Source organism: Serratia sp. CY37869 (assembly GCF_052168895.1).
Classification (GTDB): domain Bacteria; phylum Pseudomonadota; class Gammaproteobacteria; order Enterobacterales; family Enterobacteriaceae; genus Serratia; species Serratia ureilytica.
Window position 1 is genome coordinate 263,764 of sequence record NZ_JBJNLU010000004.1, and the last position, 26,615, is coordinate 290,378.

The following is a 26,615-nucleotide window of genomic DNA, read 5'->3' on the forward strand; positions in this document are numbered from 1 at the left end:
GCCTGAATCACGATATTCTCGCTATCATCATAAAGATCAATGCCATGATGAAGAGCACGCCTTCCAGCGCCAAAAGCGTGCCGTTGTTTTTCATCCAGGTCTGCAAGCGTTCAGATGATGAAAGACGAACAAATTCATAGGTCTTGGCGGGAAGATATTGGTTTTTCTTCACCTTGATTTTCTTGCCGCAAAGGATCCATCTGAACCATTGGACTTTGATGGAAGTACCTAAAGAGCCAAGGCCATCGGCAATCGCGACGTGAGCAGGGACAAAGTGGCCCTGTTGGGTATAGCGTTGATAAAAAACATCGAACTCGCGTTTATAGCGACGAGAGTAAATATATTGAACAAGCCAACAAAGTAAGAGCAGCGCGGCTGCAATAAGTGATGCTGTTTTCATAAGCCACCGGCTAAGGTTCAAGGGGCGTTATGCCTTGCTTAAAAAAGCAAAGATACACATCAACGCCAAACACCCCATTTTCAGCACGCTTAAGATGAAGTCTTTTTGAAGCCAGTTTTTGAGGCGTTGAGATGTGTTTTCATTCACGAATTCGTAGGTCTTTGGGCTCAGAAAAGCGTTTTTCCCTATCTTTATTTTTCTGCCATTCAATATCCAACGGAACCATTGCGCTTTAATAGATACACCGAGCAAACCAAGGTTATCCGCGAAGATGACAAATGGAGGCAAGGGATGGGCGCTTTGCACATAACGTTGATAGAATTCAGTAAATTCGTCTTTATAGCGCCGATAGTAAAGGTACTGCACCAGGGCGCTAATCAATGTCAGAGTGAAGAACAGGACGATAGCGATTTTCATTATTCACCAAAAATGAAACCAGTAATGCTGTCGGCGGCTACACCGCCACCCCAACTGCCAGCTGCGCCGCCCAGAGCAGCGCCTGCTATACCACAAGCTAAAATACCGGTACCAAACGTGGAGGCGCCTAAGACGATACTGCAAGCCGTCATTGCTAACATTGCACCGCCTTCACCCCCCCAAATTCCCGCCGCAGTACTTGCCGCAAAATGACTGTATCCCTTCACCGCGATCTTGGCGCACTCCTGTTCGCGACCGGTGGTGCAGGCGTTGTAGACGTCGTTGGTGGTATTCAGCCCACTCAATCCGATGCCGATCCAGCCGCCGGCTTTCATAAACTTGGCCGCCCGGCTGGCGCTGTCGACGTAGTTCGAATAACCCTTGATGGCGCCGACGCCGGCGGTGCTCCATTCATGCACCAGCGATTTACTGGAGAGCCCTAGCGCGTGTTTGATTTGCGCATACTCTTTCATATTGAGTTGAGCACGAGTAAGGCGATTCAGTAACGGTTTTAATGTACCGAACAGCCGCGCTCGTTCCACCTGAAACTGGGTGCCAATCAACGCGCCACTCGTGCGGAACTGATTTTGGTAGGTTTTTTCAATCTCGACCAGGATATTTTTGATCTGGCTGAAGTAGCGTTCTCCGGCATCCGAAGCCAGCCCGACGACCGTTTCCCCATAGCTGGTGAAGGCGGCGATAGCGGCGTAATTGCGGTGCAAGAAGGTGGAGAAATCGCTGTCACCGGCTTTCACCGCTTTGCTGGTGCGGCTCTTGGCCTGCATCAGGGCGGCGATCTGCGTAGATTGATTATGATTGCGCGGATCGGCGACGATCAGCATTTGCCCCGGTTGAACCAGCGGCGTATCGGCATTGAGCTGCATAAAAAAGCGTGCCGCTTCTGATGGCTTGCCACCGAACAGATAGTTGGCGTGGAAGGCGAGCGGGCCGGTTTGTTGGGCGATGCAATAGCCCGGTGCGATGCTGCTGGACTTCTGTTCCATGTCGAAAAGCCTCCTTATTTTTAGGAAACTTAACATTTTCTACAGGGTGGTAACAGGTTCTGGCTCACGCTCTCGATCGGAGAATCATCTGAAAATGCTGGTGCCGCCTTACCCGCCACTCCCCGCCATCTCCCGTTCGATCACCGTCGCCAGCGCCTGCGCGGCGGAAGAGAGTTGGTGCTGCGCCAGGCGGATCAGGCCCACGCGCCGTTCGATGATCGGGCCGATCAGCGGCACGCACACTGCCCCCAGTTCATCCATCTGTTGCTCGCACAGCGCCGGCACCGCGCTGGCGCCGAGGCCGTTGGCGACCATGCGCCCGACCGTCACCAACTGGTGGCTCTCAAACGCCACCTCCAGCGTTCGCCCGCTGCGGGCCAGTTCCTGCTCCAGCAGCAGCCGCACCGCCGATGGCCGCTGGAGGGTGATGAAATCCAGCGTCAGCAGCTCCTTCCAGCTCACCTGCGCCTTGCGCGCCAGCGCCGAATCCTTCGGCACCACCGCCAGAAAGCGATCGCGGCACAGCGGGGTGAAGTGCAGGGTGTCGCTCGGCTCCGGCTCGAAGGCGATGCCCATCTCCACCCGGCCTTCGCGGATCATTTCAAACACCTGTTCGTTGATGACGTCGTGCACCGCCACGTTGATGCCGGCATAGCGATCGCGAAACGCCTTGAGGATCGGCGGCAGCGGGTTGCCGGCGAACGACGGCATGGCGGCGATCGCCACCTTGCCCATCTGCAGGGTGAAGCGCTGACGCATCGCCTCTTCCGCGTTGTCCCAATCCGCCAGCAGCTGGCGCGCCATCGGAAAGAAGGTTTCCCCCTCCGGTGTCAGCGTCACCCGACGGGTGGTGCGCAGCAGCAGCGGCCCGCCCAGCGCGTCTTCCAGCCCACGGATCGCCAGGCTGAGCGCCGGCTGAGAAATATTCAGCCGCTCGCTGGCCTGGGCGAAATTCAGAGTGTGAGCTACCGCTAAAAACGCGCGTAACTGTTTGATGCTCATTTTCATTTTGGTTGGTGTTAACTCTTTGTTAATTGTCGGTTAACGACTGATTAATAAAAATTCTAAATGAATGCGGCATAAAAACAAAATTAACAAATCATTTTTGTGACCTGAAGATGCCCCCACGCAAGCCAGGGCATTTCGCCCTGCGCCGCAACATGCAGGGGCAACGATATGGCAGGGCTCGACAAACGCGTCGGCAGCTACCAGGAAGCGCTGGCAGGCCTGACGGACAACATGATGGTGCTGGCGGGCGGCTTCGGCCTGTGCGGCATCCCGGAAAACCTGATCGAAGAGATCCGCCGGCGCGGCGTGCGCGGGTTGACGGTGGTCTCCAACAACTGCGGCGTCGACGGGTTCGGCCTCGGGCGCCTGCTGGAAACCCATCAGATCCGCAAGGTGGTGGGATCTTACGTCGGTGAAAACGCGCTGTTCGAGCAGCAGGCGCTCAGTGGCGAGCTGGAGGTGGATCTCACGCCGCAGGGCACGCTGGCGGAGAAGATCCGCGCCGGCGGCGCCGGCATCCCGGCGTTCTTCACCGCCACCGGTTACGGCACGCCGATCGCCGAAGGCAAAGAGGTGCGCGAGTTCAACGGCCGCCCTTACATCATGGAAACCGCCATCACCGGCGATTTCGCCATCGTGAAAGGCTGGAAGGCCGATCACTTCGGCAACGTCATCTACCGCCACACCGCGCAGAACTTCAATCCGCTGATGGCGACCGCCGGGCGCATCACGGTGGTGGAAGTGGAAGAGATCGTGGCGCCGGGCGAGCTGGATCCGGCGGCGATCCACACCCCCGGCATTTACGTCGATCGGCTGATCCAGGGCACCTTCGAGAAGCGTATCGAACAACGCACCCTGCGGGCATAAGGAGAATTCGCATGCTTACCCGTGAACAAATGGCGCAGCGCGTGGCGCAAGAGTTGAGGGACGGTTACTACGTCAACCTGGGCATCGGCATCCCGACGCTGGTGGCCAACTACGTGCCGGCGGGCATGGACGTGATGCTGCAGTCGGAAAACGGCCTGCTGGGGATGGGCGAGTTCCCGACCGAGCAGCAGCTGGACGCCGACATGATCAACGCCGGCAAGCAGACGGTCACCGCGCGCCTCGGCGCGTCGATCTTCGATTCGGCGCAGTCGTTCGCCATGATCCGCGGCGGCCACGTCGATCTGACCGTACTGGGGGCGTTTGAAGTGGACGTCGAGGGCAACATCGCCTCGTGGATGATCCCCGGCAAGATGGTCAAGGGCATGGGCGGCGCGATGGATTTGGTGGCGGGGGCGGAGAACATCATCGTGGTGATGACCCACGCCGCGAAAGGCGGCGAGTCCAAGCTGCTGCCGCGCTGCACGCTGCCGCTGACCGGCGCCAACTGCATCCGCAAGGTATTGACCGATCTGGCCTATCTGGAAATTGAAGACGGCGCCTTCGTGCTGCGCGAACGCGCGCCGGGCGTCAGCGTGGCGGAGATTGTCGCCAAAACCGCCGGCCGGCTGCTCGTGCCGGAGCATGTGCCGGAAATGCGTTTCTGAAACGGGAGGTGAATGTGCAACAACGTGAAGTGGTGATTGTGGCGGCGACGCGCACGCCGGTCGGCAGTTTTCACGGCGCGCTGGCGCCGCTGACGGCGGTGGAATTGGGCACGGCGGCGGTGCAGGGGCTGCTGGCGCAAAGCGGCGTGGCGCCGCAGCAGATCGATGAAGTGATCCTCGGCCAGGTGCTGACCGCCGGCTGCGGGCAGAATCCGGCGCGCCAGACCGCGCTGAACGCCGGGCTGCCCGTGACGACGCCGGCGCTGACCATCAACAAAGTGTGCGGCTCCGGTTTGAAGGCGGTGCATCTGGCGGTGCAGGCGATCCGCAGCGGCGACGCCGACGCGGTGATCGCCGGCGGCCAGGAGAGCATGAGCCAGTCGCCTTACCTGATGGCCGGCGCGCGCGTCGGCCTGCGCCTCGGTCACGCGCAGATGGTGGACAGCGTGATCCACGATGGCCTGTGGGACGCCTTCAACGACTACCACATGGGCATCACCGCCGAGAACCTGGCGGAGAAATACGCCATCAGCAGGGAAGAACAAGACAGGTTCGCGCTGCGCTCGCAGCAGAAGGCGCAGGCGGCGCAGCAGGCCGGGCGTTTTGTGCAGGAGATCACGCCGGTGACGGTGCCGAAGCCGAAGGGGGAAGCGCTGAGCGTTGAGCACGACGAACAGCCGCGCGACACCAGCCTGGAGGCGCTGGCGCGGCTGCGCCCGGCGTTTCGCAAGGAAGGCACGGTGACCGCCGGCAACGCCTCGTCGCTCAACGACGGTGCCGCCGTGGTGCTGCTGATGAGCGCGGAAAAAGCCGCCGCGCTGCGCTTGCCGGTGCTGGCGCGCATCGCCGGTTACGCGTCGTCGGGCGTCGATCCGGCGATCATGGGCATCGGCCCGGCGCCGGCCGCGCGCCGCTGTCTGGAAAAAGCCGGCTGGCGGCTGGAGGAAGTCGATCTGATCGAAGCCAACGAAGCCTTCGCCGCGCAGGCGCTGGCGGTGGGCAAAGAACTGGGCTGGGAGGCGGAGCGGGTCAACGTCAACGGCGGGGCGATCGCGCTGGGGCATCCGATCGGCGCCTCCGGCTGTCGCATTTTGGTGTCGCTGCTGTACGAAATGCAGCGCCGCGGGGTGAACAAGGGGCTAGCGATGCTGTGCATCGGCGGCGGGCAGGGCGTGGCGCTGGCGGTAGAGCGCCCGTAAACAACCGAGGAGGGCACCATGCAGTCATCTGACTATGCGGTACTGGGCGCCGGGCTGATGGGGGTGGGTATCGCCACCCACTTTATTCGCCACGGCCATGAGGTGCTGCTGTATGACCCGGATCCGCAGCGGCGGGTGGAAGCGCCGGCGGTGGCGAGCGGCATTCTGGCCGAGCTGAGTGACGTCGGGCAGTTTGATAACGCTGAGCGCGATGCGGCGCTGGCGCGCCTGCGTGTGACCGGCGATCTGAACGACGTGGCGCGCGCCCGGCTGCTTATCGAGGCGATCCCGGAACGGCTCGAGCTGAAGCACGCGCTGTATGAGCAGTTGGAAGGGCTGATCGCCGACGACGCGGTGATTGCCAGCAACACCAGCGGCCTGCCGCCGGACGAGTTGGCGGCGCGCATGACCCATCCGCAGCGCCTGCTGATCGCCCACTTCTGGCACCCGCCGCACCTGATCCCGCTGGTGGAGATCGTGCCCGGCCGCGCCACCGATCCGCGCCATCTGGCGGCGGTGCAGGCGCTGCTCGGCGGGATGGCGTTGGAGGCGGTGCTGCTGGAACGCGCCGCGCCGGGGTTTGTCGGCAACCGGCTGCAGTTTGCGGTGCTGCGCGAGGCGCTGCACATCGTCCACAGCGGCATCGCCAGCGCCGAGGTGGTGGATCAGGTGATGCGCGCCTCGCTGGGGCGGCGCTACGCCATGGTCGGCCCGCTGGAGGCCGCCGACATGACCGGGCTGGCGACGGTGGCGGACATCGCTCGCCACCTGTTCCCGGAACTGGCGACCGGCGACGAGATGATGGCGCTGGTGGAACAGCGGCTGCAGCGCGGCGATACCGGCCAGCGCAGCGGCCGGGGATTTTATCTTTGGGATGACGCACGCAGGGAACGCATTCAACGGCGACGGGCGCATCAGCTGCGCTTTGCGCTGAAACCGTAATTTCGCACTCCGTACCTGACAATAACAACGATACTGAGGTGACCGATGAGCGTTTTGATTGCCCTGGCAGCACTGGGATTACTGATGCTGGCCGCCTATCGCGGCTACAGCGTGATTTTGTTCGCCCCGATCGCCGCGCTGGGCGCGGTGCTGTTGACCGATCCCGGCGCGGTGGCGCCGACCTTCACCGGGCTGTTTATGGAGAAGATGGTCGGCTTCGTGAAGCTCTACTTCCCGGTGTTCCTGCTGGGGGCGGTGTTCGGCAAGCTGATCGAGCTGTCCGGCTTCTCCCGTTCGATCGTCGCGGCGGCGATCCGCATTCTCGGCCGGCGTCACGCCATTCCGGTGATCGTGCTGGTGTGCGCGCTGCTGACCTACGGCGGGGTGTCGCTGTTCGTGGTGGCGTTCGCGGTCTATCCGTTCGCCGCCGAGCTGTTCCGCCAGAGCGGTATCCCCAAGCGGCTGATCCCGGCTACCGTGGCGCTCGGCGCCTTCTCCTTCACCATGGACGCCTTGCCCGGCACGCCGCAGATCCAAAACATCATCCCGACCAGCTTCTTCGGCACCAATGCCTGGGCCGCACCCTGGCTGGGGTTGATCGGCTCGCTGTTCATCATCGCGGTCGGTCTGCTGTATCTTGAACGCCAGCGGCGCAAGGCGCAGCTGAAGGGAGAAGGGTACGGCACCGATCTGCTGAACGAGCCGGAAACCCCGGACGACATCAACCTGCCGAATCCGCTGATCGCCATCCTGCCGTTGATTTTGGTCGGGGTATTCAACCTTGGCTTCACCCATTGGATCCCGCAGTGGTACGGCGCCAGCCACGAGCTGACGCTGCCGGGGCTGGCCAAGCCGATCACCACCGACGTGGCGAAGATCACCGCCATCTGGGCGGTGGAAGCGGCGCTGGTGTCGGGTATTCTGCTGGTGGTGGTGTTCGGCTTTCGCAATATTCGCGGCCGGCTGGCGGAAGGCAGCAAGACGGCGGTCGGCGGCGCGATCCTGGCGGCGATGAACACCGCCTCCGAATACGGCTTCGGCGCGGTGATCGCCGCGCTGCCGGGCTTTTTGGTGCTGTCGCAGGCGCTGTCGGCGATCCCCAACCCGCTGCTGAACGAAGCGATCAGCGTCACCCTGCTGGCCGGCATCACCGGATCGGCCTCCGGCGGCATGAGCATCGCGCTGGCGGCGATGTCCGACAGCTTTATCGCCGCCGCCCATGCGGCACAGATTCCGCTGGAGGTGCTGCACCGGGTGGCCTCGATGGCCAGCGGCGGCATGGACACCTTGCCGCACAACGGCGCGGTGATCACCCTGCTGGCGATCACTGGCCTTAGCCACCGGCAGGCCTATGGCGGCATCTTCGCCATCACCCTGATCAAGAGCGCCGCGGTGCTGTTCGTGATCGGCGTGTTCTACCTGACCGGCATTGTTTAAAGGAGCGATACCATGAGTGTACAAGGCAAAACCGCGCTGGTGACCGGCTCGACCAGCGGCATCGGCCTCGGGATAGCGTCCGTGTTGGCCGCCGCCGGCGCGCGCGTGATCCTCAACGGCTTCGGCGACGTGGCGCAGGCGCAAATGCAGGTCGCGCGGCTGGGCGCCGCGCCGGGGTATCACGGCGCCGATCTCGGCGATGCGGGCCAGATAGCGGACATGATGCAGTATGCCGAACGCGAGTTCGGCGGCGTGGACATTCTGGTGAACAACGCCGGCATTCAGCACGTGGCGCCGCTGGATCAGTTCCCGGTGGAGAAATGGAACGCCATCCTCGCCATCAACCTGTCGGCGGTGTTCCACACCTGCCGATTGGCGCTGCCGGGGATGCGCGAGCGTAACTGGGGGCGCATCATCAACGTGGCGTCGGTGCACGGGCTGGTGGCGTCGAAAGACAAGTCGGCCTATGTGGCGGCCAAGCACGGCGTGGTGGGGCTGACCAAGACGCTGGCGCTGGAGACCGCGCGCACGCCTGTCACCTGCAACGCCATCTGCCCCGGCTGGGTGCTGACGCCGCTGGTGCAGCAGCAGATCGACAAACGTATCGCCTCCGGGACCGATCCGCAGCAGGCGCGCGATGAGCTGTTGGCGGAGAAGCAGCCTTCGCAAGCGTTCGTCACGCCTGAGCAGCTCGGCGAGCTGGCGCTGTTCCTGTGCAGCGATGCGGCGGCGCAGGTGCGCGGCGCCGCCTGGAACATGGACGGCGGCTGGCTGGCGCAGTAGTGAATTCTTTCTCCCGGAGCGCGCGACGCGCTCCGTCGTTATTTCCCGCCTTTAGTTAATTCCCCTGCGTGACGATTTACCTGTGGCAATAATATTTATTTGTTATTTGCTATCTTTATTCCCGGATAATCGCGCCGGGTTATTTTGGATGAAACGTGCGGATTGGTTTATTTCGTGCTGCAGTTATTACATTGTTTTTCTTCGCGTTACAGATGAACACGTTTATGCTGAAAATAAAGCCAACCTGGAATAATGGCAGATTATGACGTGAATTTTTATATCTTGCGTGCGCTGTTTACATCGGGTAATTATTTCCGCGTGGCTTAAGACCACCGTGTTTATAACAATAATTTTTTCGGGCAGGGGTAATAATGAGAAAAAATACAACGCCAATATTCATTGGCGGCGTCTTGCTGTCGGCGTTATCCGCCGGCGCACAGGCCGAGATCACCATTCTGGATAAAAACCCGCAGAGCAATGTGTTGCTGGCGCCGCTCAGTGTCAAGGTGGGCGGCAGCATTCGCCCCGAGTGGATCTTCAATAACGGCCCGGAGCCGGGCTATGACAAAAATGGCCACGACGGCGGCACGCGTTTTCGCTTCAGCGGCGACTATGCGCTGACGCAGGACACCTCGATCATCGGCTATTACGAGTGGGGCGTCGATCTGGCGCACGCGCTCAGCTGGGACGGGCACTATAACGAAGACGGTAAGCGCGACTATCAGCGCCAGCTGTACGCCGGTTTCAAAGACGATCGTTACGGCACCCTGACCTACGGCCATCAATACGGCATCTATTATTCGGTGGTCGGCATCAAAAGCGACGTCTGGGATAACGATGGCCATGCGGGCGGCACCGGCATCGGTATTTCCGGCGATTATGACGGCGGCAATAAACCGAAAAACAGCCTCAAGTACACCAATGATTTCGGGCCGGTGACGCTGTACGCCAACTATTTATTGCCGGAAGACGATCTGCACACTGCGGATAACCTGATTTATCGCCGCAAGGGCGGGGGTGGGTTGGGCTTCGATTACAAGGTGACGAAAGACTTCACCTTTAGCGCGGCCTACAGTTATACCGACGCGAAGATCAAAGACAATCTGTACAGCGAAAAGGATTATCACCAGCAGCTGTCCGGCACCGCGTTAACCTGGCAGCCGAACAACTGGTACATCGTCGGCACCGCCAGCTATTACAAAGACTATGTGCCGAGCACCCGCCAGCGCACGCTGTCGCACTTCTTCGCCGGTGACGGCTACGGGCTGGAAGGCTTTGTCGGTTACACCTTCAATATCGACAAGCCGTTCCTCAAATCCGTCCAGCCTTACGTGGCGGCGGACTCGCTGCGGCTGAAGGGGGACGAGGCGTATCACGCCAACCACGTCTATCTCGGCGCGGGCACCACCATCGGTTACGGCCTGTCGGTGTATGTGGAGCGCACGCTGGCCAACAGCAGCGACAACGAGCCGGATTCCACCTGGATTACGGTGTTCTACGACTTCTGATCGGTGTCTTGCCGGGCCGGCATTCGCCGGCCGTTCACATGCTGATCGCGCCGCCCAGGGGTTGCCCGGAGGCGTTGCGTTCCGCCAGATAACGCGCCGGCGGTTTGCCCACTGCCTTTCTGAACATAGTGACGAAGCCGCTGGCGCTTTCGTAGCCCAGATCCAGCGCCACCGTCTGTACGCTCTCACCCTGCGTCAAGCGCTGCAGCGCCAGCATCACGTGTAGCTGGCGCCGCCAGTGGCCGAAGCTCATGCCCATCTGCTGTTGCAAGGTGCGGCTGAGGGAACGCTCGCTCATGCCGATGCGCTGCGCCCACTGCCCGAGGGTGGATTTGTCCGCCGGGCTGTTCAGCATGCCTTCGGTCAACTGCCGGATGCGCGCGTCGTCGGACACCGGCAGGTGCAGATTCTCGATCGGCGCGGCCACCAGCTGATCCAGCAGTACCGCCGTCAGGCGCCCTTCGGCGCCCTGTTCGTCGTAGAGCGGCTCGAAGGTGGTGGCCTGCAGCAGCAGTTCGCGCAGCAGCGGCGAGACCGACAGCGTGCAGCAGCTTTGCGGCAAGCCGGCGACGACGTGTTGATCGACGAACAGGCAGTAAGCTTCCGTTGAGCCGGCGCCCTGGGCGTTGTGCAACACGTTGCCCGGCATCCACAGCGCGCACTGCGGTGGCACCAGCCACAGGCCGTTTTCCACTTCGCAGCGGATCATGCCGCGCACGGTATAGATCAGCTGCGCCTTTTGATGACGGTGCGGCTCGACTTCCCAGTCTTGTTCGATAGTGGAACTCTGTACGGCGAACAGCGGGCGTGGCACCTGATCGATATCGATATTGCGGCGAGGGATCTGTACTTTCATGAGAACAATTCTCAATTTGGCGGAATTGAAAAGTATTATGTCCTGATTGCGCAATGTGGTCTAGCGCCGGTGCCGATAAAGTAAGCGCCAGTCCTAAACCCTTTCGCGAGGAAACTGATTATGTCACTCGATACCGCCACTTTTCCGCTGGTGTGGATGCGCCGCAACGGGCGCGATACCCAGGCCGAGCTGGCCGAATTCAGCGCGCTGCTGGCGCGCGCCGAACCCTTTGTCTTGATGACCGACCGCAGCGTCGGCGATGAAGGTGAAGAACACGATCGCGATGCCCGCACCCAGGTGGCGCTGTGGAAACGCGATAACCGCGAGGCGCTGAAGCTGTGGGTGAAAGGCATGATCATGCTGGAGCCGGACGATGCCAAACGCGCGGCGGCGGAAGAATTCGCCGAATACGGCGCCAAATTCTGGGGCTATCCGATACTGGTGGCCGCCGATGAAGCCGCAGGCCGGATGTTGGCGCTGACATTACTGAGCAAATAAGGGGAACACCATGCACCAGCAACAGGTGATTGAGCAGCTGCTGGCCTGGATCGAGCAGAGCCTGGATCAGCCGCTGACGCTGGACGACATCGCCGCCAGGTCCGGCTATTCCAAGTGGCATTTGCAGCGGATGTTCAAGCAGCACACCGGCCATATCCTCGGCACGTACGCCCGCCGCAGAAGGTTGACCGCCGCCGCGCGCGAACTGCGCCTGACCGGCACCAGCGTGGCCTGTATCGCCGATACGTACCAGTTCGATTCGCAGCAGACCTTCACCCGCTGCTTCCGCAAGCAGTTTGGTCTGCCGCCGGCCAGCTATCGTCGCAGCCAGGATTGGTCGAGCTACGGTCTGCAGCCGCCGCTGCGGCTGACCGAAGCGCCGCTGCCGCAGGCCGACATCGTGACGCTGCCCGCCATGCAGCTGGTGGGCAACACGCAACGCCGCAGCTTTACGCTGGGGCAGTTGGCGGCTTCCAAATGCGAGCTGCGTCGCCATGCCTGGCGGCAACTGCTGCGGCCGCAGACGCTGCCCGAGGTGATGTATGGCCTTACCAGCCTGGAGATCGACCGGCAGCGTCGGGGCTGCCCGCGCATGGCGTATACCGCCGCTTTGCCGGACGAAGGGGCGGTGGGGGAACGGGTGACCATCGAACAGGGGGAGTACGCCCGTTTCACCTATCAGGGGCAGGCGGAAGGGTTACAAAACTTTATTGTCCGGCTGTATGACACCGCCATGCCGCAGATGAACGCCATCCGCCGGCCAGGGCAGGATATTGAGCGGTTCTACCCGGCGCAGGAGGGCAGTTGCCCGCTTGGCGGCGCGGCGATCCGTTGTGAATATCTGATCCCCATTCGGCGGGCGGAGGCGCTGGCCGCCGCCAGTTAGGCGGCGGTTCTCGCAGAAAATCGCCTTCGTGGCGCGTCAGGTTACAAAAAATTGCGATATTACATCGGTAATGGTTCACACTTTGATTGATGTGCACATATAATGCGCATCCGGTCAAATCCCCCCTGGTTTTTCAGGCCGCAGCGCCGTTGGCTGCCGGCTGAAATTCAACGGGGCAAAGTGGCCGTAGAAACCAATACCCATAATCGCCAGTGGCCTTGACCAACACGAAGATGAAAATGAGCATTCGCGCGTTATTAACCCTGTTTACGGCACTGGTTGCATTCAGCCAGGCTGCCTTCGCCGTCGTCTACCCGCTGCCGCCAAAAGACAGCCGTTTGGTGGGCGAAAATATCCAAATCACCGTACCGGAAGACAGCAAACTGCCGCTGGAGAGCTTCGCCGCCCAGTATCAGATGGGGCTGAGCAACATGCTGGAGGCCAACCCGGGCGTGGATCCGTTCCTGCCGAAGGCCGGCAGCACCCTGACCATCCCGCAACAGCTGATCCTGCCGGACGCGCCGCGTGAAGGCATCATCATCAACAGCGCCGAAATGCGTCTGTACTACTACCCGAAAGGTTCCAACACCGTCGTGGTGTTGCCGATCGGTATCGGCCAGCTGGGTAAAGACACCCCGCTGAACTGGACCACCACCGTGCAGCGCAAGAAAGACGGCCCAACCTGGACGCCGACCGCCAAAATGCGCGCCGAATACGCGGCTGACGGCGAGATCCTGCCTGCGGTGTTCCCGGCCGGCCCGGATAACCCGATGGGGCTGTATGCGCTGTATGTTGGCCGCCTGTATGCCATTCACGGCACCAACGCCAACTTCGGCATCGGCCTGCGCGTGAGCCACGGCTGCGTGCGTCTGCGCGCCGACGACATCAAGTACCTGTTCCAGAACGTGCCGGTCGGCACCCGCGTGCAGTTCATCAACGAACCGATGAAGGCCACCGTCGAACCGGACGGCTCGCGCTACGTGGAAGTGCACAACCCGCTGTCGGCCAACGAAGAGCAGCTGCAATCCAAGGATCCGGTGCCGCTGACCATTTCCGCGCCGGTCGGCAAAGTGCTGATGGACGCCGGCGTCAACCAGAGCGAAGTGGATGCGGCGATCAAGGCCCGTTCCGGTATGCCGGTGAAAGTGAACTGATCGCCTCGGGCTTCAGTGACAATACCAAGAAGACGCCTGCGGGCGTCTTTTTTTATGAACCGAAGTGCTGTCAGGATATTTGCGCCGGCGCGTCTCCGGGATTAACGGTTTTTTTATTCCCCGCGCGTCAGAAATAAAATAGCCGCCGCGCCGGCGGCCATTTTATTTCTATTACAGGCTGCCGCCGACCGAGGTCGAGGTGGAGCCGATAGTTTCGCGGAAATGTTTTGCGTAGTCCGCCACTTCCTGCTGCGTATGCGTCAGGCCATACAGCCCCAGCCCCACGCCGCCTGCGACGCCGCCGATAATGGTACCGACCAGTTGGCCGACGGCGCCGGCAATAAAGCCGCCGGCCCCTGCGGATTTGCCTGCAATCAGCGCGCCGGTCATAGCGCCGTCCAGCAACCCATCCCAGGCCGCGTTCAGATCGCCACCGCTAACGTACTGCTCTTCATATTGACTAAGTACTTTCATATACAATCCTTATAAATAAAAGGGTGACTTAGTGAGTTTAATTAAATTCTAAAATAACGCCGTAGCGCTATTTCACTTTAAAAATATAACAGCTGATATTTGATTGGCAATATTCTATTCAATGAAGGGTATTATTTGGTTAAATATAGGCACATTCATTTTTGGCGAGTGTTTTAAAGAGGGGGATTGGGAATGTTCTTGGGAAAAATAGCAGATATCGCTGGAAGGTGAGAGGCAAAGCCGCCGCCGGTTGGCGCAGCTTGTCACTATTTTCACATTTATTGTCTCGTCATCCGCACGGCGTTAGGCCCACATTGCAATTATTCCGATAAAAACTATCGCTAATTAATGGGTTATATAGCCCTTGCCGTCGTTAGCCATTGAAAAAATTCTCGCAAAAAATCCGCACTGTGAAAATAAGATCACACAAGCGTAACAAAAGGTAAACAAACCCCTCCTATATTGGCTGCTTCGCTTTTGTGAGGGAGTGTCATGCGTAACTGGAACGAACCGAAAAAGAACAAAGCGCACATCGAACTGATCCCGATGATCGACGTGATGATGTTTTTATTGGTGTTTTTCGTCTTGATCAGCCTGAACGTCATTCCGGCGCTCGGGTTGAAAACGCAGCTGCCGTCCGCCGGCAGCGCGCAACAGCTGAAACCGCAGAAGAAAGCGATTATCACGCTGGGGGCCGACGAACAGCTGCAGCTGGATGGCCAGCCGATCGCGCTCGACGCGTTGGTCACGACGCTCAAGCAACAGCAGCAGGCCAACCAGACCACCACCATCATCGTCAACAGCGACAAAGGCGTGGCGGTCGAGCGGCTGGTGGCGGTCATGGATAACCTGCGCCAGGGCGGTTTCTTCTCCGTCTCCATCGCGACACGGAAGCTGTGACATGTATCTGCTCTATCGCTCACGTCATCTTTTCAGCTGGTTGCCGGCGCTGATTGTTGCCGGCTGTCTGCTGTTCGCCAGCCAGCAGGCGGCGCTGAAGATCCAGCCGCGCTACGACGAAACCGCCATCGAACTGGCGCTGGTGGAGCCTGAACCGGCGCCTGAACCTCAACCGCAAACGCCGCCGGACCCCCAGCCCGAACCGCCGCCGCCCGAGCCGGAGCCGATCCCCGAACCGGTGGTGCCGGCGCCGGAACCGATCGTGGAAGCCAAGCCGGTGCCGAAACCGCAACCGAAGCCCAAACCCAAGCCGGTGAAAGAGAAAGCCAAACCGGTGGAAAAGCCTAAGCCGACGCCGGCGCCCGCCGCGCCGCGCGCGCTGGTCAGTAAACCGGCGGCGCAACCCGCCCCGGCCGCCCTGGCGGCGCCGAAGGTGAATGCGCAGGCGATTGAAAACGGCTATCTGCTGGCCTTGCGCCGCGAACTGGAACAGCGCAAGCGCTACCCGACCGGCCGTCAGGCCTCCCTCGAGCGCCCGCAGGGCAACGTCGAGGTATGGCTGGAGGTCGATCGCAGCGGGCGGGTGGTCTCTTCCGGCATCGCCAACAAAGCCGCCAGCATGCTGCTGAATCGCGCGGCGATGAGCAGCCTGCAAAGTATCAGTTCAGTAAAGCCATTCCCGAGCGACGCGTTCGCCGGGCAAACAACCAAAAGATTTACCGCGACGTTCAATTATCAGGCGCCTTAGCGCAAGGGTTAATCGTTTGATTTTTAAGGGATGCACACCATGAAATCGTTCAATCGTTCTGGGATCTATCTGGCGGTGATGTCGGCGATGCTGCCGGGCGCCGCGTTGGCGGCCGACGGCACCGACGTCGGCACCATCAGCGTCAAGGGGCAGTCGCTCGGCGGCGGCATGATGGTGCAGGACGACAGCGCCAAGGCGCGCTCCACCGTCACCAAAGAGGCGATGGATAAAATGCCGTCGGCGGCCAACGCCATCGACAAGCTGAAGTTCACGCCGGGCCTCAACGTCAACAGCAATGACGCCAGCGGCCTGAGCGGCGTGGACTACACCATGCGCGGCATGAACTCGGATCAGATCGGCCTGTCGATGGACGGCATCCCGATCAACGACTCCGGCAACTACGCGGTATACCCGAACCTGCTGGGCGATGCGGAGAACCTGGAAGAGGTGTTCGTCACCCAGGGCTCTTCCGAAGCGGACGGCCCGCATATCGGCTCCAGCGGCGGCAACATCGGCCTGGTAACGCGCCGCCCGGCGAAAGACTTCGGCGGTTTCGTCAAGCAAACGCTGGGCAGCAACAGCCTGAGCAAAACCTTCGCCCGCCTGGACACCGGCGAGTACAACGGCTTCAGCAACTGGCTCTCCTATTCGCACACCGAGGCGAAGAAGTGGCGCGGCGAGGGGCGGCTGTACTCCGACAAGTTCGAGATGAACTCGCTGTACGAAGACGGCAACGGCAACAGCAGCAATCTGGTGATGAAGTACAACCGCCAGAACAACACCAACTACAACACCCTGAGCAAGGCGCAGTTCCAAAACGACGGCCGCGACACCGACTATGCCACCACGCCGGAGTACAACAGCCGCGGACAGTTGAACAAGTATTACAAGCTCGAGCGCAACCCGTTCGAGAACTTCACGCTGTCGTTCACCCAGAAGCTGCAGCTGCGCGACAACCTGTCGCTGACCCTGCAACCGTATTACTACTGGGGCAACGGCGGCAGCTTCAACGGTCAAACCGCGTCGGTATTGTCCAGCACATCGGACAGGGCAGGGCAGTACAATCTCAGCAACCTGAAATCCAACACCTACTACCGCCCGTCGTGGACGCAGACCTGGCGGCCGGGCATCACCACCAAGCTGAAGTGGGACATCAACGATCAGCACAGTCTGGATATCGGTTACTGGTATGAACGCGCGCGCCAGCTGCAGACCCAGCCGTTCATCAGCATCAAGGGCGACGGCAACCCGTCGCAGATTTGGGGGCCGCCGGGCGGTTCCGATCAGGTGAAGGATGCCAACGGCAACACCGTTCAGGGGCGCAACCAGTACACCATCACCCCGGCGCAGAAGGTGTGGCTGCAGGATACCTGGTTCGCCACGCCGGACTGGACTTTCGTCGGCGGCCTGGCCTATCAGTACGTGGAACGTAAAGGGGACAATCGCGGCAGCCTGTACAACGCGCCGGAGAAACGCAAAGCCACCTATCATGAATTCCTGCCGAACTTCAGCGCCAGCTATAAGGTGAACCAGGAAAACCAGGTGTTCTACAACCTGACGCGCAACATGCGCACGCCGCCGAACTATGTGCTGTACAACGTCGGCGATTCGCTCAGCACCAAGCCGGAGCTGAGCTGGAACCACGAGCTGGGCTGGCGCTTCCAACAGGAAGACATGCTGCTGAGCGCCACGCTGTTCTACATGCGCTACAGCGATCGCCAGATCTCCACCACCAACGCGGCCGGCGACTACGAGATGATGAACATCGGCAACGTGGAGAACAAAGGGCTGGAGCTGGAGTGGAGCGGCCAACTGCCGCATAACTTCAACTACTACACCTCCTATACCTATACCCAATCGAAGCAGAAGAGCGACATCGTCAGCAACGGCGGGTTGCCGCTGCCGACCTCCGGCAAAGAGGTGCCGAACGTGCCGAAAAACCTGCTGAACATGACGCTGGGTTATGACGACGGCCTGTACTACGGCAGCGTCAGCGGCAAGTACGTCAGCGCGTTCTATGGCGATCTGACCAACGACGAGAAGATCGGCGGGCGCACGGTGTTCGATCTGGCGGCGGGGGTGCATCTGCCGGTGGACAAGAAAATCGTCAAAAGCGCCGCGCTGCGTTTTGGCATCAGCAACCTGTTTGACAAGGAATACCTGACCTCGGTGCGCACCACCACCTTCAACGCGGCGCCCTACGGCGGCGTGAAGGCCAGCACCCCGTATTACAACGTCGGCGAAGAACGCACCTTCAGCGTCTCGCTGGAAGCCACCTTTTAACTGAATGCCCCGCCGTCTGCCCGGCGGCGGGGAAGAGGAACCCTGTATGGACGCCAATCTGTTGCACGACATTATTTTCTACGTGATGTACGCCGCGCTGGCGATCGCGCTGGTGATCATCATCGAACGTACGCTGTACTTCGCCTATACCCAGCGCCAGGCGCGCAGGCTGGAGCAGGCGCTGACGCCGGAGGTGCGCCGCGCCGCCGATCTGCCCGACGCGCTGACGCAGCGCAACAGCCTGCCGATGGCGGTGATCGCGCCGGTATTGGCGCAGAAGCACCGCGCCGGCGATCGTGAAACGATCGGCGATCTGATCGATGCCCAGTACCTGCTGAGCAAGCCGCCGATGGCGCGCGGCCTGTGGCTGCTGGAAACCGTGGTCACCGCCGCGCCGTTGCTGGGGCTGCTGGGCACGGTGATGGGGATCATCGAAACCTTCAAGGCGCTGGCTGCCTCGGGGGTGTCCGAGCCGAGTCTGGTGTCGGCCGGCATGGGCACCGCGCTGTACGCCACCGGGCTGGGCATCGCCATCGCGTTGCTGTGCCTGGTGGCCAACAATTTCCTGCAGAGCCGCATGGAGCGCATCAACGAACTGCTGAAGGTGCTGCTGATCCGCGCCGGTCAGCCGGCCAGCCGTCCGGAGAGCGGCAGCGGCGAACAATGGGTTGACAGCGGAGCGCCGCGCTATGCCTAATGGCCATCCAGTACGGCGGCCGAGAGGCCGCCTTTATACGGCATTGTGGAGCGGTTGTTTGTTGATGTTGAGCCAGAGCGCTGCGGCGCGTTTTGCTATTCCCGGTTACGAGCTGGTGTACACCGCACCGGTGGAAACCGCGCTGCAGGCCGACGACCTGCGCAACACCGCCGAGGTATGGCGCGAGATGTTCGACGCGGCGAAAACCCGCATCGATCTGGGGCAGTTCTACGTGGCGAATCAGGACGGTTCGCTGCTGGACGGCGTGCTGCAGCACCTGAAGGCGGCCGGCGAACGCGGGGTGAAAATCCGCTTTTTGCTGGAAGAGAAGGGCATTCGCCTCTCCACCGCCGAAACGCTGGAACAGCTGAAGGCGATCCCCAATCTGGAGCTGCGCATCATCCCATACCAGAAGCTGAGCGGCGGCATTCTGCATGCCAAGTATCTGCTGGTGGACGGCGAGCAGGCGTTCGTCGGCAGCCAGAACTTCGACTGGCGCGCGCTGGAACACATTCACGAAACCGGGCTGCGCATCAGCGACGCCAGGGTGGTGGGGCAGATCCAGGCGATCTTCGAACAGGATTGGCGGGCGCAGGCGCTGCTGGCGCAGGATAAGCCGGTGCCGACGCTGCCCGATTCGCCGCCGACGGCGCCCCCGCAGGGCAACTATCTGGTGGCCAGCCCGCGCGCCTACAACCCGGCGGGCGTGCTCGATTCGCAGGCCGAGCTGCCGCGTCTGCTGGCCGACGCCAAACGGCGGGTGCGGGTGCAGGTAATGGATTACGCACCGCTGTCGTTCGGCCCGGAGCGCAGTCGCCCCTTCTATGCGGTCATCGACAACGCGCTGCGCGGTGCGGCGGCGCGCGGCGTGCAGATCGAGTTGATGGTAGCCAACTGGAACACCAAAAAGCCGGATATCGCCTGGCTGAAGAGCCTGGCGCTGGTGCCGAACGTGCAGATCAAGGTGGTGACCATTCCGCTGGCCAGCAGCGGCTTCATCCCGTTTGCCCGGGTGATCCACAGCAAGCTGATGACCATCGACGATGAGATTGCCTGGGTGGGCACCAGCAACTGGACCGGCGGCTATCTGGACAACTCGCGCAATCTGGAGTTGGTGCTGCACAGCGCGGCGATGAGCGGGCGGTTGGACAGGCTGTACCAACAGCTGTGGGACAGCGTCTACGCCGAGCCGTTGAAGCTGGATTACGATTACCCGACGCCCAAACCGGGCGGCGAATCCTGACGGTCAGGGCGCGTTAACCCGCGCCCCGCGTTGTTTACCGCCGCCAGCCGGCCTTCTCCAGCGCCGTCACCAGCTGTTCGGCGCTCAATCCTTCCGCCCGATGGCCGTTGCCGCTGACGGTATTGGCCGCCAGCAACGCATTGACGATCGCCTCTTCCACCGCTTCCGCCGCCGCGGCGAACAGCGCCGAAATGTAGTCGTTGTTCACCATGCGCAGCGGCGTGGTGAAATTGCCTTTATTGGCGTAGTCGGCGGGCGGCAGGCCGTCGTTGCCGGTGGCGAAGGCGATAAAGATATCGCCGCTCGAATCCTCGGTGCCGCCGCCGGTGCGGGCGATGCCGATGCTGGCGCGCTGCGCCAGCCGCGCACACTGGTGCGGCAGCAGCGGCGCGTCGGTCGCCAGCGCCACCACGATGGAGCCCATGCCGGGATGCGGCAACTGCGGCGTGAACGGCGAGGGGAGATGCCCCAGGTGGCGGCCCACCGGGTAACCGCCGACCAGCAGCGACTCTCGCTTGCCGTGGTTGGCCTGCACGATGGCGCCCACCGTCCAGCCGCCTTGATCGGCGGGCAAGCGGCGCGATGCGGTGCCGCTGCCGCCCTTGAATTCATGACAGATCATGCCGCTGCCGCCGCCGACCGCGCCTTCCTGCGGCAAGCCGCCTCGGGCCGCCTGCTGCGCCTGGCGTACGTGCTCGGCCTTGACGTGAAAGCCGTTGATGTCGTTGAGCAGGCCGTCGAAGGTTTCCATCACCACCGGCATATTCCAGTACACCGCGTTGTCGCTCGCGGGCAGCGTTTCACGCTCCAGCGCGATCAGCGCATCGCGCACTACCCCCACGCTGTGGGTGTTGGTGAAAGCGATCGGGCTGGTCAACAGGCCCGCTTCTCGCACCCATTCCAGGCCGGTGGCGTCGCCGTTGCCGTTCAGCACGTGCACGCCGGCGAAGCAGGGCGCGTGGCGAGCGGAGCCGGGGCGCGGTTCGATCACCGTCACGCCGGTGCGCACGCTGCGCCCGTCCGCCAAATCGGCATGAAGGCTGGCATGGCCGACGCGCACGCCGGGCACGTCGGTGATGGCGTTCAGCGGGCCGGGCGTGCCCTGGCCGATGGTGATGCCCAGATCCTGAGCGCGCTGCGTCATGGTTATTCTCCTTCTATTGAGGGGGTGGCGAGGGGCGCCGTCTGGCGGCCGCGCAAGTGGTTCAGCGCCAGCCCGAAGCCGATGATGCCGGCAATGATAATAAAGTCTTTCAGGCTGCTGGCGATCAAAATCGTCCACAGCACGTACAGGCAGCACAGCAGCGCCGCCGCCACCGGCAGCGGCCACAGCGGCATCAGGTACGGGTGATGGAAGTGGCGGCGACGGCGGCTGATCAGCGCCGCCACCGCCATGATGATGTACACCAGCAGCAGCAGGATCACGGTGAATGAGGTCAGCGATTCGAGGTCGGAGCAAAACGCCAGCAGCGCCGAGGGGACGCCGAACAGCAGGGTGGCGATCCAGGGGGTGCCGAAGCGCGGGTGGATGATTTTCAGCGCGCGGTTGAACGTCGGCAGCCAGAAGCCGTCGCGCCCGCTGGCGAACATCATGCGGCTGAACTGCGCCACGATGGCGATGATGGCGTTGAATACCGACAGGTAGATCGCGCCGCTCACCACCCGCGCCAGCGTCGGGCCGCCGAGCTGGGTGACCACATAACCGACCGGATCGGCCTGTTTGGCCATCTCCGCCAGCGACGGCGAGCCGATCAGCAGGGCGGTGAACGGCACCAGTTCCACCAGCACCACGATGACCAGCGTCAGCATGATCGCGACCGCCATCGGTTTGCCCTGCTCGCGCATATCTTCCGCCATGTACACCGCCGCGCCGTAGCCGTTGTAGGAGAACAGCGCGACCCCGACCATGGCGACGATCAGCGGCAGCGAAACCGGCGCCAGGCTGCCCTGCGCGTCCAGCATCACCGGCGCGGTGAGGATCTCCGCGCTTTGATGCGGATGGCTGAAACCGAGCCAGGCGATCAGCGCCAGCACCGCCACTTCCACCACCAGAAAGGCGCCGGTCAGTAGGGCGTTGGCCTTGATGTTGAAAATGGCGCAGGCGCCGCCGATCAGCACGGTGATCATGCCAGCGGTGGAGGCGTCGAATGAGGTGCCCAGCGCGGTATTCAGATAGGGCACGGCGCCGGTGGCCAGCACCGCCGGCACGAACAGCGCGGCGCTGAGAATAAACAGATAGGTCTGCAACCCGCACAGGGTGCCGAACAGGCGTTTGATGATGCTGTATTCGCCGCCGGCGCTGGGGTGCGCGGCGCCGAGCTCGGCATAGCACAGCGCGATGGTGGCGGCGACGCAGGCGGCGATCAGAAACGACAGAAAGGCGCCGCTGCCGGCGCTGGCGATCGCCAGCGGCGCGATGACGAAGATCGAGCTGGCCGGCGTCACGCCGGAAGCGGTAATCATCACCACGTCGAGGACACTGAGATTGCCTTTGAAAGTGTGTTCAGGGGCGGACTCTTTCATGGTTAACGACTCCATTAACGTGTGAGTGAGTAATTGTTTTGCTGCACAGGCTGTACGCAGAAATCAAATGGAGCGCGCTAAATGCCGGGGAGCGTTGCTCCCCGGAAGTTTATTGTTCTTATGTGTTACCCCTGCCCCGACGGGAAGCTGAAGCTGGCGCGGCGGGCATCGCCAGAGGCCGGCCAGCGCTGGGTAATGGTCTTGCGTTTGGTGTAGAACCTGACCGCGTCCGGGCCGTAGGCGTGCAGATCGCCGAACAGCGAGCGCTTCCAGCCGCCGAACGAGTGGTAGGCCACCGGCACCGGCAGCGCCACGTTGATCCCCACCATGCCGACCTGAATGCGGCTGGAGAAGTGGCGCGCCGCTTCGCCGTCGCGGGTGAACAGGCAGGTGCCGTTGCCGTATTCATGGGCGTCGATCAAGGCCATCGCCTCCTGCAGCGACGCCGCGCGCACCACGCCGAGCACCGGGCCGAAGATCTCTTCCTGATAGATGCGCATGCCGGGCGTCACGCGATCGAACAGCGTCGGGCCGAGGAAGTACCCCTGGCTGGGGCGGCCGTCGGCGCCGATCACGCTCAGTTCGCGGCCGTCCACCAGCAGCTCGGCGCCTTCGGCCACGCCCTGATCGATATAGCCTTTCACCTTCTGATAATGCTGCCGGGTCACCAGCGGCCCCATGTCGTTGCGGTTGTCGCTGCCGGGGCCGACGCGCATGGCGGCCATCTGTTGCCGCAGCCCGGCGATCAGCGCTTCAGCGGTGCCGTCGCCCACCGCCACCACCAGCGGGATGGCCATGCAGCGCTGGCCGCAGGAGCCGAAGGCTGCGCCCATCAGCGCGCCGACCGCGCCGGGGATATCGGCGTCCGGCAGCACCACTGCATGGTTCTTGGCGCCGCCCAGCGCCTGTACCCGTTTGTTCTGCGCGCAGCCGGTGTGATAGATGTGTTCTGCGACCGGCGTCGAACCGACGAAGCTTATCGCCTTCACGCGTCCGTCATGCAGCAGCGTCTCCACCGCTTCGCGATCGCCGTTGACCACGTTGAGCACCCCCGGCGGCAGCCCGGCCTCCGCCGCCAGCCGCGCGATATACAGCGCGGCGGAAGGGACGCGCTCGGAAGGCTTCAGCACGAAGGTATTGCCGCAGGCGACCGCCATCGGCCACATCCACAGCGGCACCATCGCCGGGAAGTTGAACGGGGTGATGCCCGCTACCACCCCGAGCGGTTGAAACTCGCTCCAGCTGTCGATGCCCGGGCCCGCCTCTTTGCTGTGTTCGCCTTTCAGCAGTTCCGGCACATAGCCGGCGTATTCGATATTCTCGATGCCGCGTTGCAGTTCGCCCAGGGCGTCGCTGAGCACTTTGCCGTGCTCGGCGGTGATCAGTTGGCAGATGGCGTCGGCGTGCTGCTCCAGCAGATCCTTGAGCTTCATCATGATGCGCGCGCGCTTCAGCGGCGGCGTGTCGCGCCAGGCGGGGTAAGCCTGCTCGGCGGCGGCGATGGCGCGCTCCACCGTGGCGCGATCGGCCAGCAGCACCTCCTGCGCCGATTGGCCGGTGGCCGGGTCGTAAACCGGCTGGCTGCGTTCGCCGCCGGCGGCGGGTTCGCCGTTGATCCAATGGGTAATGGTCATGGTTCGCTCCTTATTCGGTGGCGTTGAGGGCATCGCCGACGGCGTTGATCAGCGCATCGATCTGCGCTTCGCTGCTGATGAACGGCGGCGCCAGTTGCAGGGTGTCGCCGCCGTAGCGCACGTAAAACCCGCTTTCCCAGCAGCGCATCGCCGCTTCGAAGGGCCGCCGCGCCGGTTCGCCGGGCCGCGCCGCCAGCGTGATGCCGGCCGCCAGGCCGATATTGCGAATGTCGGCGACGTGTTTGGCCCCCTGCAGGCTGTGCACCGCGCGCTCGAAGTAGGGCGCCAGCGCCTGTACGCGCTCCACCATTTGTTCGCGCTGCAGGATGTCCAGCGTCGCCAGCGCCACCGCGCAGCTGACCGGGTGGGCGGAGTAGGTGTAGCCGTGCGGGAATTCGAGCTGGTAGTCCGGCTCGCCGCCGTTCATGAAGGTTTGGTAGATCTCCGGCCGCACCACCACGGCGCCCATCGGCTGCGCGCCGTTGGTCACCTGTTTGGCGATGTTCATGATGTCCGGCGTGACGCCGAACGCCTCGGCGCCGGTCATCGCGCCGCAGCGGCCGAAGGCGGTGATCACTTCGTCGAAGATCAGCAGAATGTCATGCTGGGTACAGATCTCGCGCAGGCGCTGCAGATAGCCGACCGGCGGCACGATCACCCCGGCGGAGCCGGAGAACGGTTCGACGATCACCGCGGCGATCGTCGAGGCGTCGCGCAGCGCGATGATGCGGTTGAGCTCTTCCGCCAGCTCCGCCCCCTGTTGCGGCATGCCGCGCGAAAAGGCGTTGCCGGCCAGCAGGGTGTGCGGCAGATGGTCCGCCTCGGCGCCGGCGCCGAACGCCTTGCGGTTGCCAGCGATGCCGCCGACCGAGATGCCGCCGAAGTTAACGCCGTGATAGCCCTTTTCCCGGCCGATAAAGCAGGTTTTGCCCGCCTGGCCTTTGGCGCGCCAGTAAGCGCGCGCCATTTTCAGCGAGGTGTCCGCCGCTTCCGAGCCGGAGCCGGTGAAGAACACGTAATCCAGCCCCGCCGGCGTCAGCGCCTTGATTTTGTTGGCCAGCTCGAACGACAGCGGGTGGCCGAACTGAAACGCCGGCGAGTAATCCAGCGTCGCCAACTGGCGCTGGGCGGCGTCGGTGATTTCCTGCCGGCCGTGCCCCAATCCGCAGCACCACAATCCGGACAGGCCGTCGAAAATCTTTCTGCCGTCGTGGCTGGTGTAATACGCCCCTGCGGCCTGAGTAATGATGCGCGGCTGCGCTTTAAAATTGCGGTTGCCGGTAAAAGGCATCCAATGGGCTTCTAACCCTTCGGCATCGAGACGATTAAGCGAATAATTTTCAGCGGCCATGTTTTCCTCCGGGCAGGAAAATAAGTGCGATTAATTAAATAAAATGAGTTGTTAACGAATTGTTGTACGAAATTGACTATGTACCGCTTGTTCTCTACTGTGAATAATCATATGTCGAAACTTACTTAAGGTTTTATGCAAGTAAAAAAGCGCGCGTTGCTGGGACAATTGTCGGATATGGATCTGCGTTTGCTGCGGGTATTCAAGGCCGTGGTCGACTGCGGCGGCATGAGCGCCGCCGAACTGGAGCTGAATATCAGCCTGTCGACCATCAGCAAGCACATCAAGGATCTGGAGCAGCGGCTGGGCCTGACGCTGTGCCAGCGCGGGCGCGAGGGCTTTGCGGTCACCGACGAGGGGCTGATTATCTACCAGGAAACCGTCAACCTGCTGGCGGCCACCGAGGCGTTCCGGCGCGGGGTGGACGAGGTGCACCAGCGCATGGGCGGGCAGCTGCACGTGGCGATATTCGACCATACGGTCAGCAATCCGCAGGCGCAGATCGGCCGGGCCATCGCGTTATTCAGCGAGCGCGCGCCGGAGGTTTCTTTGCAAATGTACGTGGAGCCGATTAATACCATTGAACGTGGCGTTATTGACGGGCAATTTCAGGTTGGCGTTATTCCCATGCACCGCAGCGCGGAAAGTTTATCTTATCATTCGTTATTCAGTGAGAGGATGTTCTTATATTGCGGCGCGCAGCATGAATTATTTTCCGCCCGCCATGAAACATTAAATTGGGATCTGCTGCACAATTATGCTTTCGCCGGATTGGGCTACCATTCGCCGAATATGGAACTGAGCCTGCAGCAACATTTGCATCGCAAGGCGACGGGGTTCGCGCAAGAGTCGATCGCCACGCTGATCCTGTCCGGCAGATACGTCGGCTTTTTGCCGGATCACTACGCGGCGTTTTTTGTGGCGCAGAACCTGATGCGGGCGATCAAACCGGCGCTGTTCCGCTATCACTGCGAGTACTCCAGCGTGCTGCGCCGCTCGCCGGTGCCGCAACGGGTGGTGAAGCTGTTCCATGAGTGCCTGCTGGCGGCCCACGGAACAGCGTAACGCTTACTGCTCTTTCTTCTTGCCGAAGATTCTGATCAGCGCGCCGACCAGGATGCCGACCGCGATGCCGGCG

The 26,615-nt window shown here is 62.0% G+C and carries 25 protein-coding genes and 1 pseudogene; 16 read left to right on the top strand and 10 right to left on the bottom strand.

What is annotated here, in order from left to right:
- Window positions 1-7: 7 nt before the first annotated feature.
- The 4 genes from ACJ8J1_RS19945 to ACJ8J1_RS19960 form a co-directional block, all read right to left on the bottom strand.
- On the bottom strand, window positions 8-400 hold the full coding sequence (locus ACJ8J1_RS19945) for a hypothetical protein (RefSeq protein ID WP_033641730.1): 393 nt from the start codon (window positions 398-400) through the stop codon (window positions 8-10).
- Window positions 401-427: 27 nt separating this feature from the next.
- Window positions 428-817 (bottom strand): hypothetical protein, encoded by a 390-nt coding sequence (locus ACJ8J1_RS19950; protein WP_033641731.1) that lies wholly within the window; start codon window positions 815-817, stop codon window positions 428-430.
- A complete protein-coding gene (locus ACJ8J1_RS19955) occupies window positions 817-1,821 on the bottom strand; it encodes a hypothetical protein (protein WP_033641732.1) in 1,005 nt (334 codons plus the stop codon). The genes ACJ8J1_RS19950 and ACJ8J1_RS19955 overlap by 1 nt, the downstream gene beginning before the upstream one ends.
- Before the next feature lie 108 nt (window positions 1,822-1,929).
- A complete protein-coding gene (locus ACJ8J1_RS19960; RefSeq protein WP_031299795.1) occupies window positions 1,930-2,829 on the bottom strand; it encodes a LysR family transcriptional regulator in 900 nt (299 codons plus the stop codon).
- A gap of 168 nt (window positions 2,830-2,997) precedes the next feature.
- Between ACJ8J1_RS19960 and ACJ8J1_RS19965 the strand changes: the two genes are divergently transcribed.
- The 7 genes from ACJ8J1_RS19965 to ACJ8J1_RS19995 all read left to right on the top strand — a co-directional run bounded on the left by ACJ8J1_RS19965 (window position 2,998) and on the right by ACJ8J1_RS19995 (window position 10,230).
- Entirely contained in the window at window positions 2,998-3,696 is a 699-nt protein-coding gene (locus ACJ8J1_RS19965) for a CoA transferase subunit A (protein WP_033641733.1), read from the top strand.
- An 11-nt stretch (window positions 3,697-3,707) separates the two neighbouring features.
- The gene (locus tag ACJ8J1_RS19970) at window positions 3,708-4,361 is read left to right on the top strand and encodes a CoA transferase subunit B (RefSeq protein ID WP_033641734.1); all 654 of its coding nucleotides are present in this window, start codon (window positions 3,708-3,710) and stop codon (window positions 4,359-4,361) included.
- 14 nt (window positions 4,362-4,375) lie between these two features.
- Complete coding sequence (locus ACJ8J1_RS19975; protein ID WP_033644187.1) at window positions 4,376-5,560, top strand: acetyl-CoA C-acetyltransferase; 1,185 nt, start codon at window positions 4,376-4,378, stop codon at window positions 5,558-5,560.
- 18 nt (window positions 5,561-5,578) lie between these two features.
- Window positions 5,579-6,502, top strand: coding sequence for a 3-hydroxyacyl-CoA dehydrogenase family protein (locus tag ACJ8J1_RS19980; RefSeq protein WP_033641735.1), 924 nt, complete (start codon window positions 5,579-5,581; stop codon window positions 6,500-6,502).
- Window positions 6,503-6,547: 45 nt separating this feature from the next.
- Window positions 6,548-7,939 carry a GntP family permease gene (locus ACJ8J1_RS19985; RefSeq protein WP_033641736.1) on the top strand — a complete coding sequence of 464 codons (1,392 nt, stop codon included), beginning with the start codon at window positions 6,548-6,550 and terminating at the stop codon, window positions 7,937-7,939.
- A 12-nt stretch (window positions 7,940-7,951) separates the two neighbouring features.
- On the top strand, window positions 7,952-8,722 hold the full coding sequence (locus tag ACJ8J1_RS19990) for a 3-hydroxybutyrate dehydrogenase (RefSeq protein ID WP_033641737.1): 771 nt from the start codon (window positions 7,952-7,954) through the stop codon (window positions 8,720-8,722).
- Between the two features lie 371 nt (window positions 8,723-9,093).
- Window positions 9,094-10,230, top strand: coding sequence for a porin (locus tag ACJ8J1_RS19995; RefSeq protein WP_033641738.1), 1,137 nt, complete (start codon window positions 9,094-9,096; stop codon window positions 10,228-10,230).
- Window positions 10,231-10,264: 34 nt separating this feature from the next.
- On the opposite strand, the gene ACJ8J1_RS20000 is transcribed toward ACJ8J1_RS19995, so the two are convergent.
- The gene (locus ACJ8J1_RS20000; RefSeq protein ID WP_050594400.1) at window positions 10,265-11,086 is read right to left on the bottom strand and encodes an AraC family transcriptional regulator; all 822 of its coding nucleotides are present in this window, start codon (window positions 11,084-11,086) and stop codon (window positions 10,265-10,267) included.
- A gap of 120 nt (window positions 11,087-11,206) precedes the next feature.
- Between ACJ8J1_RS20000 and ACJ8J1_RS20005 the strand changes: the two genes are divergently transcribed.
- From ACJ8J1_RS20005 to ACJ8J1_RS20015, 3 genes and pseudogenes are all read left to right on the top strand, one after another.
- Window positions 11,207-11,584 (top strand): hypothetical protein, encoded by a 378-nt coding sequence (locus ACJ8J1_RS20005; protein ID WP_033641739.1) that lies wholly within the window; start codon window positions 11,207-11,209, stop codon window positions 11,582-11,584.
- A gap of 10 nt (window positions 11,585-11,594) precedes the next feature.
- A complete protein-coding gene (locus tag ACJ8J1_RS20010; protein WP_033641740.1) occupies window positions 11,595-12,470 on the top strand; it encodes a helix-turn-helix domain-containing protein in 876 nt (291 codons plus the stop codon).
- A 233-nt stretch (window positions 12,471-12,703) separates the two neighbouring features.
- Window positions 12,704-13,621: pseudogene (locus ACJ8J1_RS20015) on the top strand (L,D-transpeptidase family protein); the annotation flags it as partial.
- Between the two features lie 174 nt (window positions 13,622-13,795).
- On the opposite strand, the gene ACJ8J1_RS20020 reads toward ACJ8J1_RS20015, so the two are convergent.
- Window positions 13,796-14,098 carry a DUF5862 family protein gene (locus ACJ8J1_RS20020; protein WP_004933246.1) on the bottom strand — a complete coding sequence of 101 codons (303 nt, stop codon included), beginning with the start codon at window positions 14,096-14,098 and terminating at the stop codon, window positions 13,796-13,798.
- A 492-nt stretch (window positions 14,099-14,590) separates the two neighbouring features.
- Between ACJ8J1_RS20020 and ACJ8J1_RS20025 the strand changes: the two genes are divergently transcribed.
- The 5 genes from ACJ8J1_RS20025 to ACJ8J1_RS20045 are packed head-to-tail and all read left to right on the top strand — an operon-like array spanning window position 14,591 to window position 19,969.
- Complete coding sequence (locus tag ACJ8J1_RS20025) at window positions 14,591-14,998, top strand: ExbD/TolR family protein (protein WP_021504179.1); 408 nt, start codon at window positions 14,591-14,593, stop codon at window positions 14,996-14,998.
- A gap of 1 nt (window position 14,999) precedes the next feature.
- The gene (locus tag ACJ8J1_RS20030; RefSeq protein ID WP_033641741.1) at window positions 15,000-15,746 is read left to right on the top strand and encodes an energy transducer TonB; all 747 of its coding nucleotides are present in this window, start codon (window positions 15,000-15,002) and stop codon (window positions 15,744-15,746) included.
- A 39-nt stretch (window positions 15,747-15,785) separates the two neighbouring features.
- A complete protein-coding gene (locus ACJ8J1_RS20035; RefSeq protein ID WP_033641742.1) occupies window positions 15,786-18,029 on the top strand; it encodes a TonB-dependent receptor family protein in 2,244 nt (747 codons plus the stop codon).
- 46 nt (window positions 18,030-18,075) lie between these two features.
- Entirely contained in the window at window positions 18,076-18,726 is a 651-nt protein-coding gene (locus tag ACJ8J1_RS20040) for a MotA/TolQ/ExbB proton channel family protein (protein WP_033641743.1), read from the top strand.
- Window positions 18,719-19,969 (top strand): phospholipase D-like domain-containing protein, encoded by a 1,251-nt coding sequence (locus ACJ8J1_RS20045; RefSeq protein ID WP_033641744.1) that lies wholly within the window; start codon window positions 18,719-18,721, stop codon window positions 19,967-19,969. Before ACJ8J1_RS20040 ends, ACJ8J1_RS20045 begins: the two co-directional genes overlap by 8 nt.
- A 34-nt stretch (window positions 19,970-20,003) precedes the next feature.
- Here the strand turns inward: ACJ8J1_RS20045 and ACJ8J1_RS20050 are convergent, their stop codons facing one another.
- The 4 genes from ACJ8J1_RS20050 to ACJ8J1_RS20065 form a co-directional block, all read right to left on the bottom strand.
- On the bottom strand, window positions 20,004-21,113 hold the full coding sequence (locus ACJ8J1_RS20050) for a DmpA family aminopeptidase (protein WP_033641745.1): 1,110 nt from the start codon (window positions 21,111-21,113) through the stop codon (window positions 20,004-20,006).
- Window positions 21,114-21,115: 2 nt separating this feature from the next.
- The gene (locus ACJ8J1_RS20055) at window positions 21,116-22,492 is read right to left on the bottom strand and encodes an APC family permease (RefSeq protein ID WP_033641746.1); all 1,377 of its coding nucleotides are present in this window, start codon (window positions 22,490-22,492) and stop codon (window positions 21,116-21,118) included.
- A 125-nt stretch (window positions 22,493-22,617) separates the two neighbouring features.
- Window positions 22,618-24,126, bottom strand: coding sequence for a CoA-acylating methylmalonate-semialdehyde dehydrogenase (locus ACJ8J1_RS20060; RefSeq protein ID WP_033641747.1), 1,509 nt, complete (start codon window positions 24,124-24,126; stop codon window positions 22,618-22,620).
- Window positions 24,127-24,136: 10 nt separating this feature from the next.
- Window positions 24,137-25,477, bottom strand: coding sequence for an aspartate aminotransferase family protein (locus tag ACJ8J1_RS20065; protein ID WP_033641748.1), 1,341 nt, complete (start codon window positions 25,475-25,477; stop codon window positions 24,137-24,139).
- 135 nt (window positions 25,478-25,612) lie between these two features.
- Between ACJ8J1_RS20065 and ACJ8J1_RS20070 the strand changes: the two genes are divergently transcribed.
- A complete protein-coding gene (locus ACJ8J1_RS20070) occupies window positions 25,613-26,542 on the top strand; it encodes a LysR family transcriptional regulator (protein WP_033641749.1) in 930 nt (309 codons plus the stop codon).
- Window positions 26,543-26,615 lie beyond the last annotated feature (73 nt).

Coding starts and splice junctions, on each gene's coding strand:
- ACJ8J1_RS19980 (WP_033641735.1), top strand. CDS start 5,579: ATGCAGTCATCTGACTATGCGGTACTGGGCGCCGGGCTGATGGGGGTG.
- ACJ8J1_RS19965 (WP_033641733.1), top strand. CDS start 2,998: ATGGCAGGGCTCGACAAACGCGTCGGCAGCTACCAGGAAGCGCTGGCA.
- ACJ8J1_RS19970 (WP_033641734.1), top strand. CDS start 3,708: ATGCTTACCCGTGAACAAATGGCGCAGCGCGTGGCGCAAGAGTTGAGG.
- ACJ8J1_RS19945 (WP_033641730.1), bottom strand. CDS start 400: ATGAAAACAGCATCACTTATTGCAGCCGCGCTGCTCTTACTTTGTTGG.
- ACJ8J1_RS20070 (WP_033641749.1), top strand. CDS start 25,613: ATGCAAGTAAAAAAGCGCGCGTTGCTGGGACAATTGTCGGATATGGAT.
- ACJ8J1_RS20040 (WP_033641743.1), top strand. CDS start 18,076: ATGGACGCCAATCTGTTGCACGACATTATTTTCTACGTGATGTACGCC.
- ACJ8J1_RS20020 (WP_004933246.1), bottom strand. CDS start 14,098: ATGAAAGTACTTAGTCAATATGAAGAGCAGTACGTTAGCGGTGGCGAT.
- ACJ8J1_RS20065 (WP_033641748.1), bottom strand. CDS start 25,477: ATGGCCGCTGAAAATTATTCGCTTAATCGTCTCGATGCCGAAGGGTTA.
- ACJ8J1_RS20030 (WP_033641741.1), top strand. CDS start 15,000: ATGTATCTGCTCTATCGCTCACGTCATCTTTTCAGCTGGTTGCCGGCG.
- ACJ8J1_RS19950 (WP_033641731.1), bottom strand. CDS start 817: ATGAAAATCGCTATCGTCCTGTTCTTCACTCTGACATTGATTAGCGCC.
- ACJ8J1_RS20050 (WP_033641745.1), bottom strand. CDS start 21,113: ATGACGCAGCGCGCTCAGGATCTGGGCATCACCATCGGCCAGGGCACG.
- ACJ8J1_RS20035 (WP_033641742.1), top strand. CDS start 15,786: ATGAAATCGTTCAATCGTTCTGGGATCTATCTGGCGGTGATGTCGGCG.
- ACJ8J1_RS20060 (WP_033641747.1), bottom strand. CDS start 24,126: ATGACCATTACCCATTGGATCAACGGCGAACCCGCCGCCGGCGGCGAA.
- ACJ8J1_RS20025 (WP_021504179.1), top strand. CDS start 14,591: ATGCGTAACTGGAACGAACCGAAAAAGAACAAAGCGCACATCGAACTG.
- ACJ8J1_RS20045 (WP_033641744.1), top strand. CDS start 18,719: ATGCCTAATGGCCATCCAGTACGGCGGCCGAGAGGCCGCCTTTATACG.
- ACJ8J1_RS19990 (WP_033641737.1), top strand. CDS start 7,952: ATGAGTGTACAAGGCAAAACCGCGCTGGTGACCGGCTCGACCAGCGGC.
- ACJ8J1_RS19985 (WP_033641736.1), top strand. CDS start 6,548: ATGAGCGTTTTGATTGCCCTGGCAGCACTGGGATTACTGATGCTGGCC.
- ACJ8J1_RS20005 (WP_033641739.1), top strand. CDS start 11,207: ATGTCACTCGATACCGCCACTTTTCCGCTGGTGTGGATGCGCCGCAAC.
- ACJ8J1_RS20000 (WP_050594400.1), bottom strand. CDS start 11,086: ATGAAAGTACAGATCCCTCGCCGCAATATCGATATCGATCAGGTGCCA.
- ACJ8J1_RS20010 (WP_033641740.1), top strand. CDS start 11,595: ATGCACCAGCAACAGGTGATTGAGCAGCTGCTGGCCTGGATCGAGCAG.
- ACJ8J1_RS20055 (WP_033641746.1), bottom strand. CDS start 22,492: ATGAAAGAGTCCGCCCCTGAACACACTTTCAAAGGCAATCTCAGTGTC.
- ACJ8J1_RS19955 (WP_033641732.1), bottom strand. CDS start 1,821: ATGGAACAGAAGTCCAGCAGCATCGCACCGGGCTATTGCATCGCCCAA.
- ACJ8J1_RS19995 (WP_033641738.1), top strand. CDS start 9,094: ATGAGAAAAAATACAACGCCAATATTCATTGGCGGCGTCTTGCTGTCG.
- ACJ8J1_RS19960 (WP_031299795.1), bottom strand. CDS start 2,829: ATGAAAATGAGCATCAAACAGTTACGCGCGTTTTTAGCGGTAGCTCAC.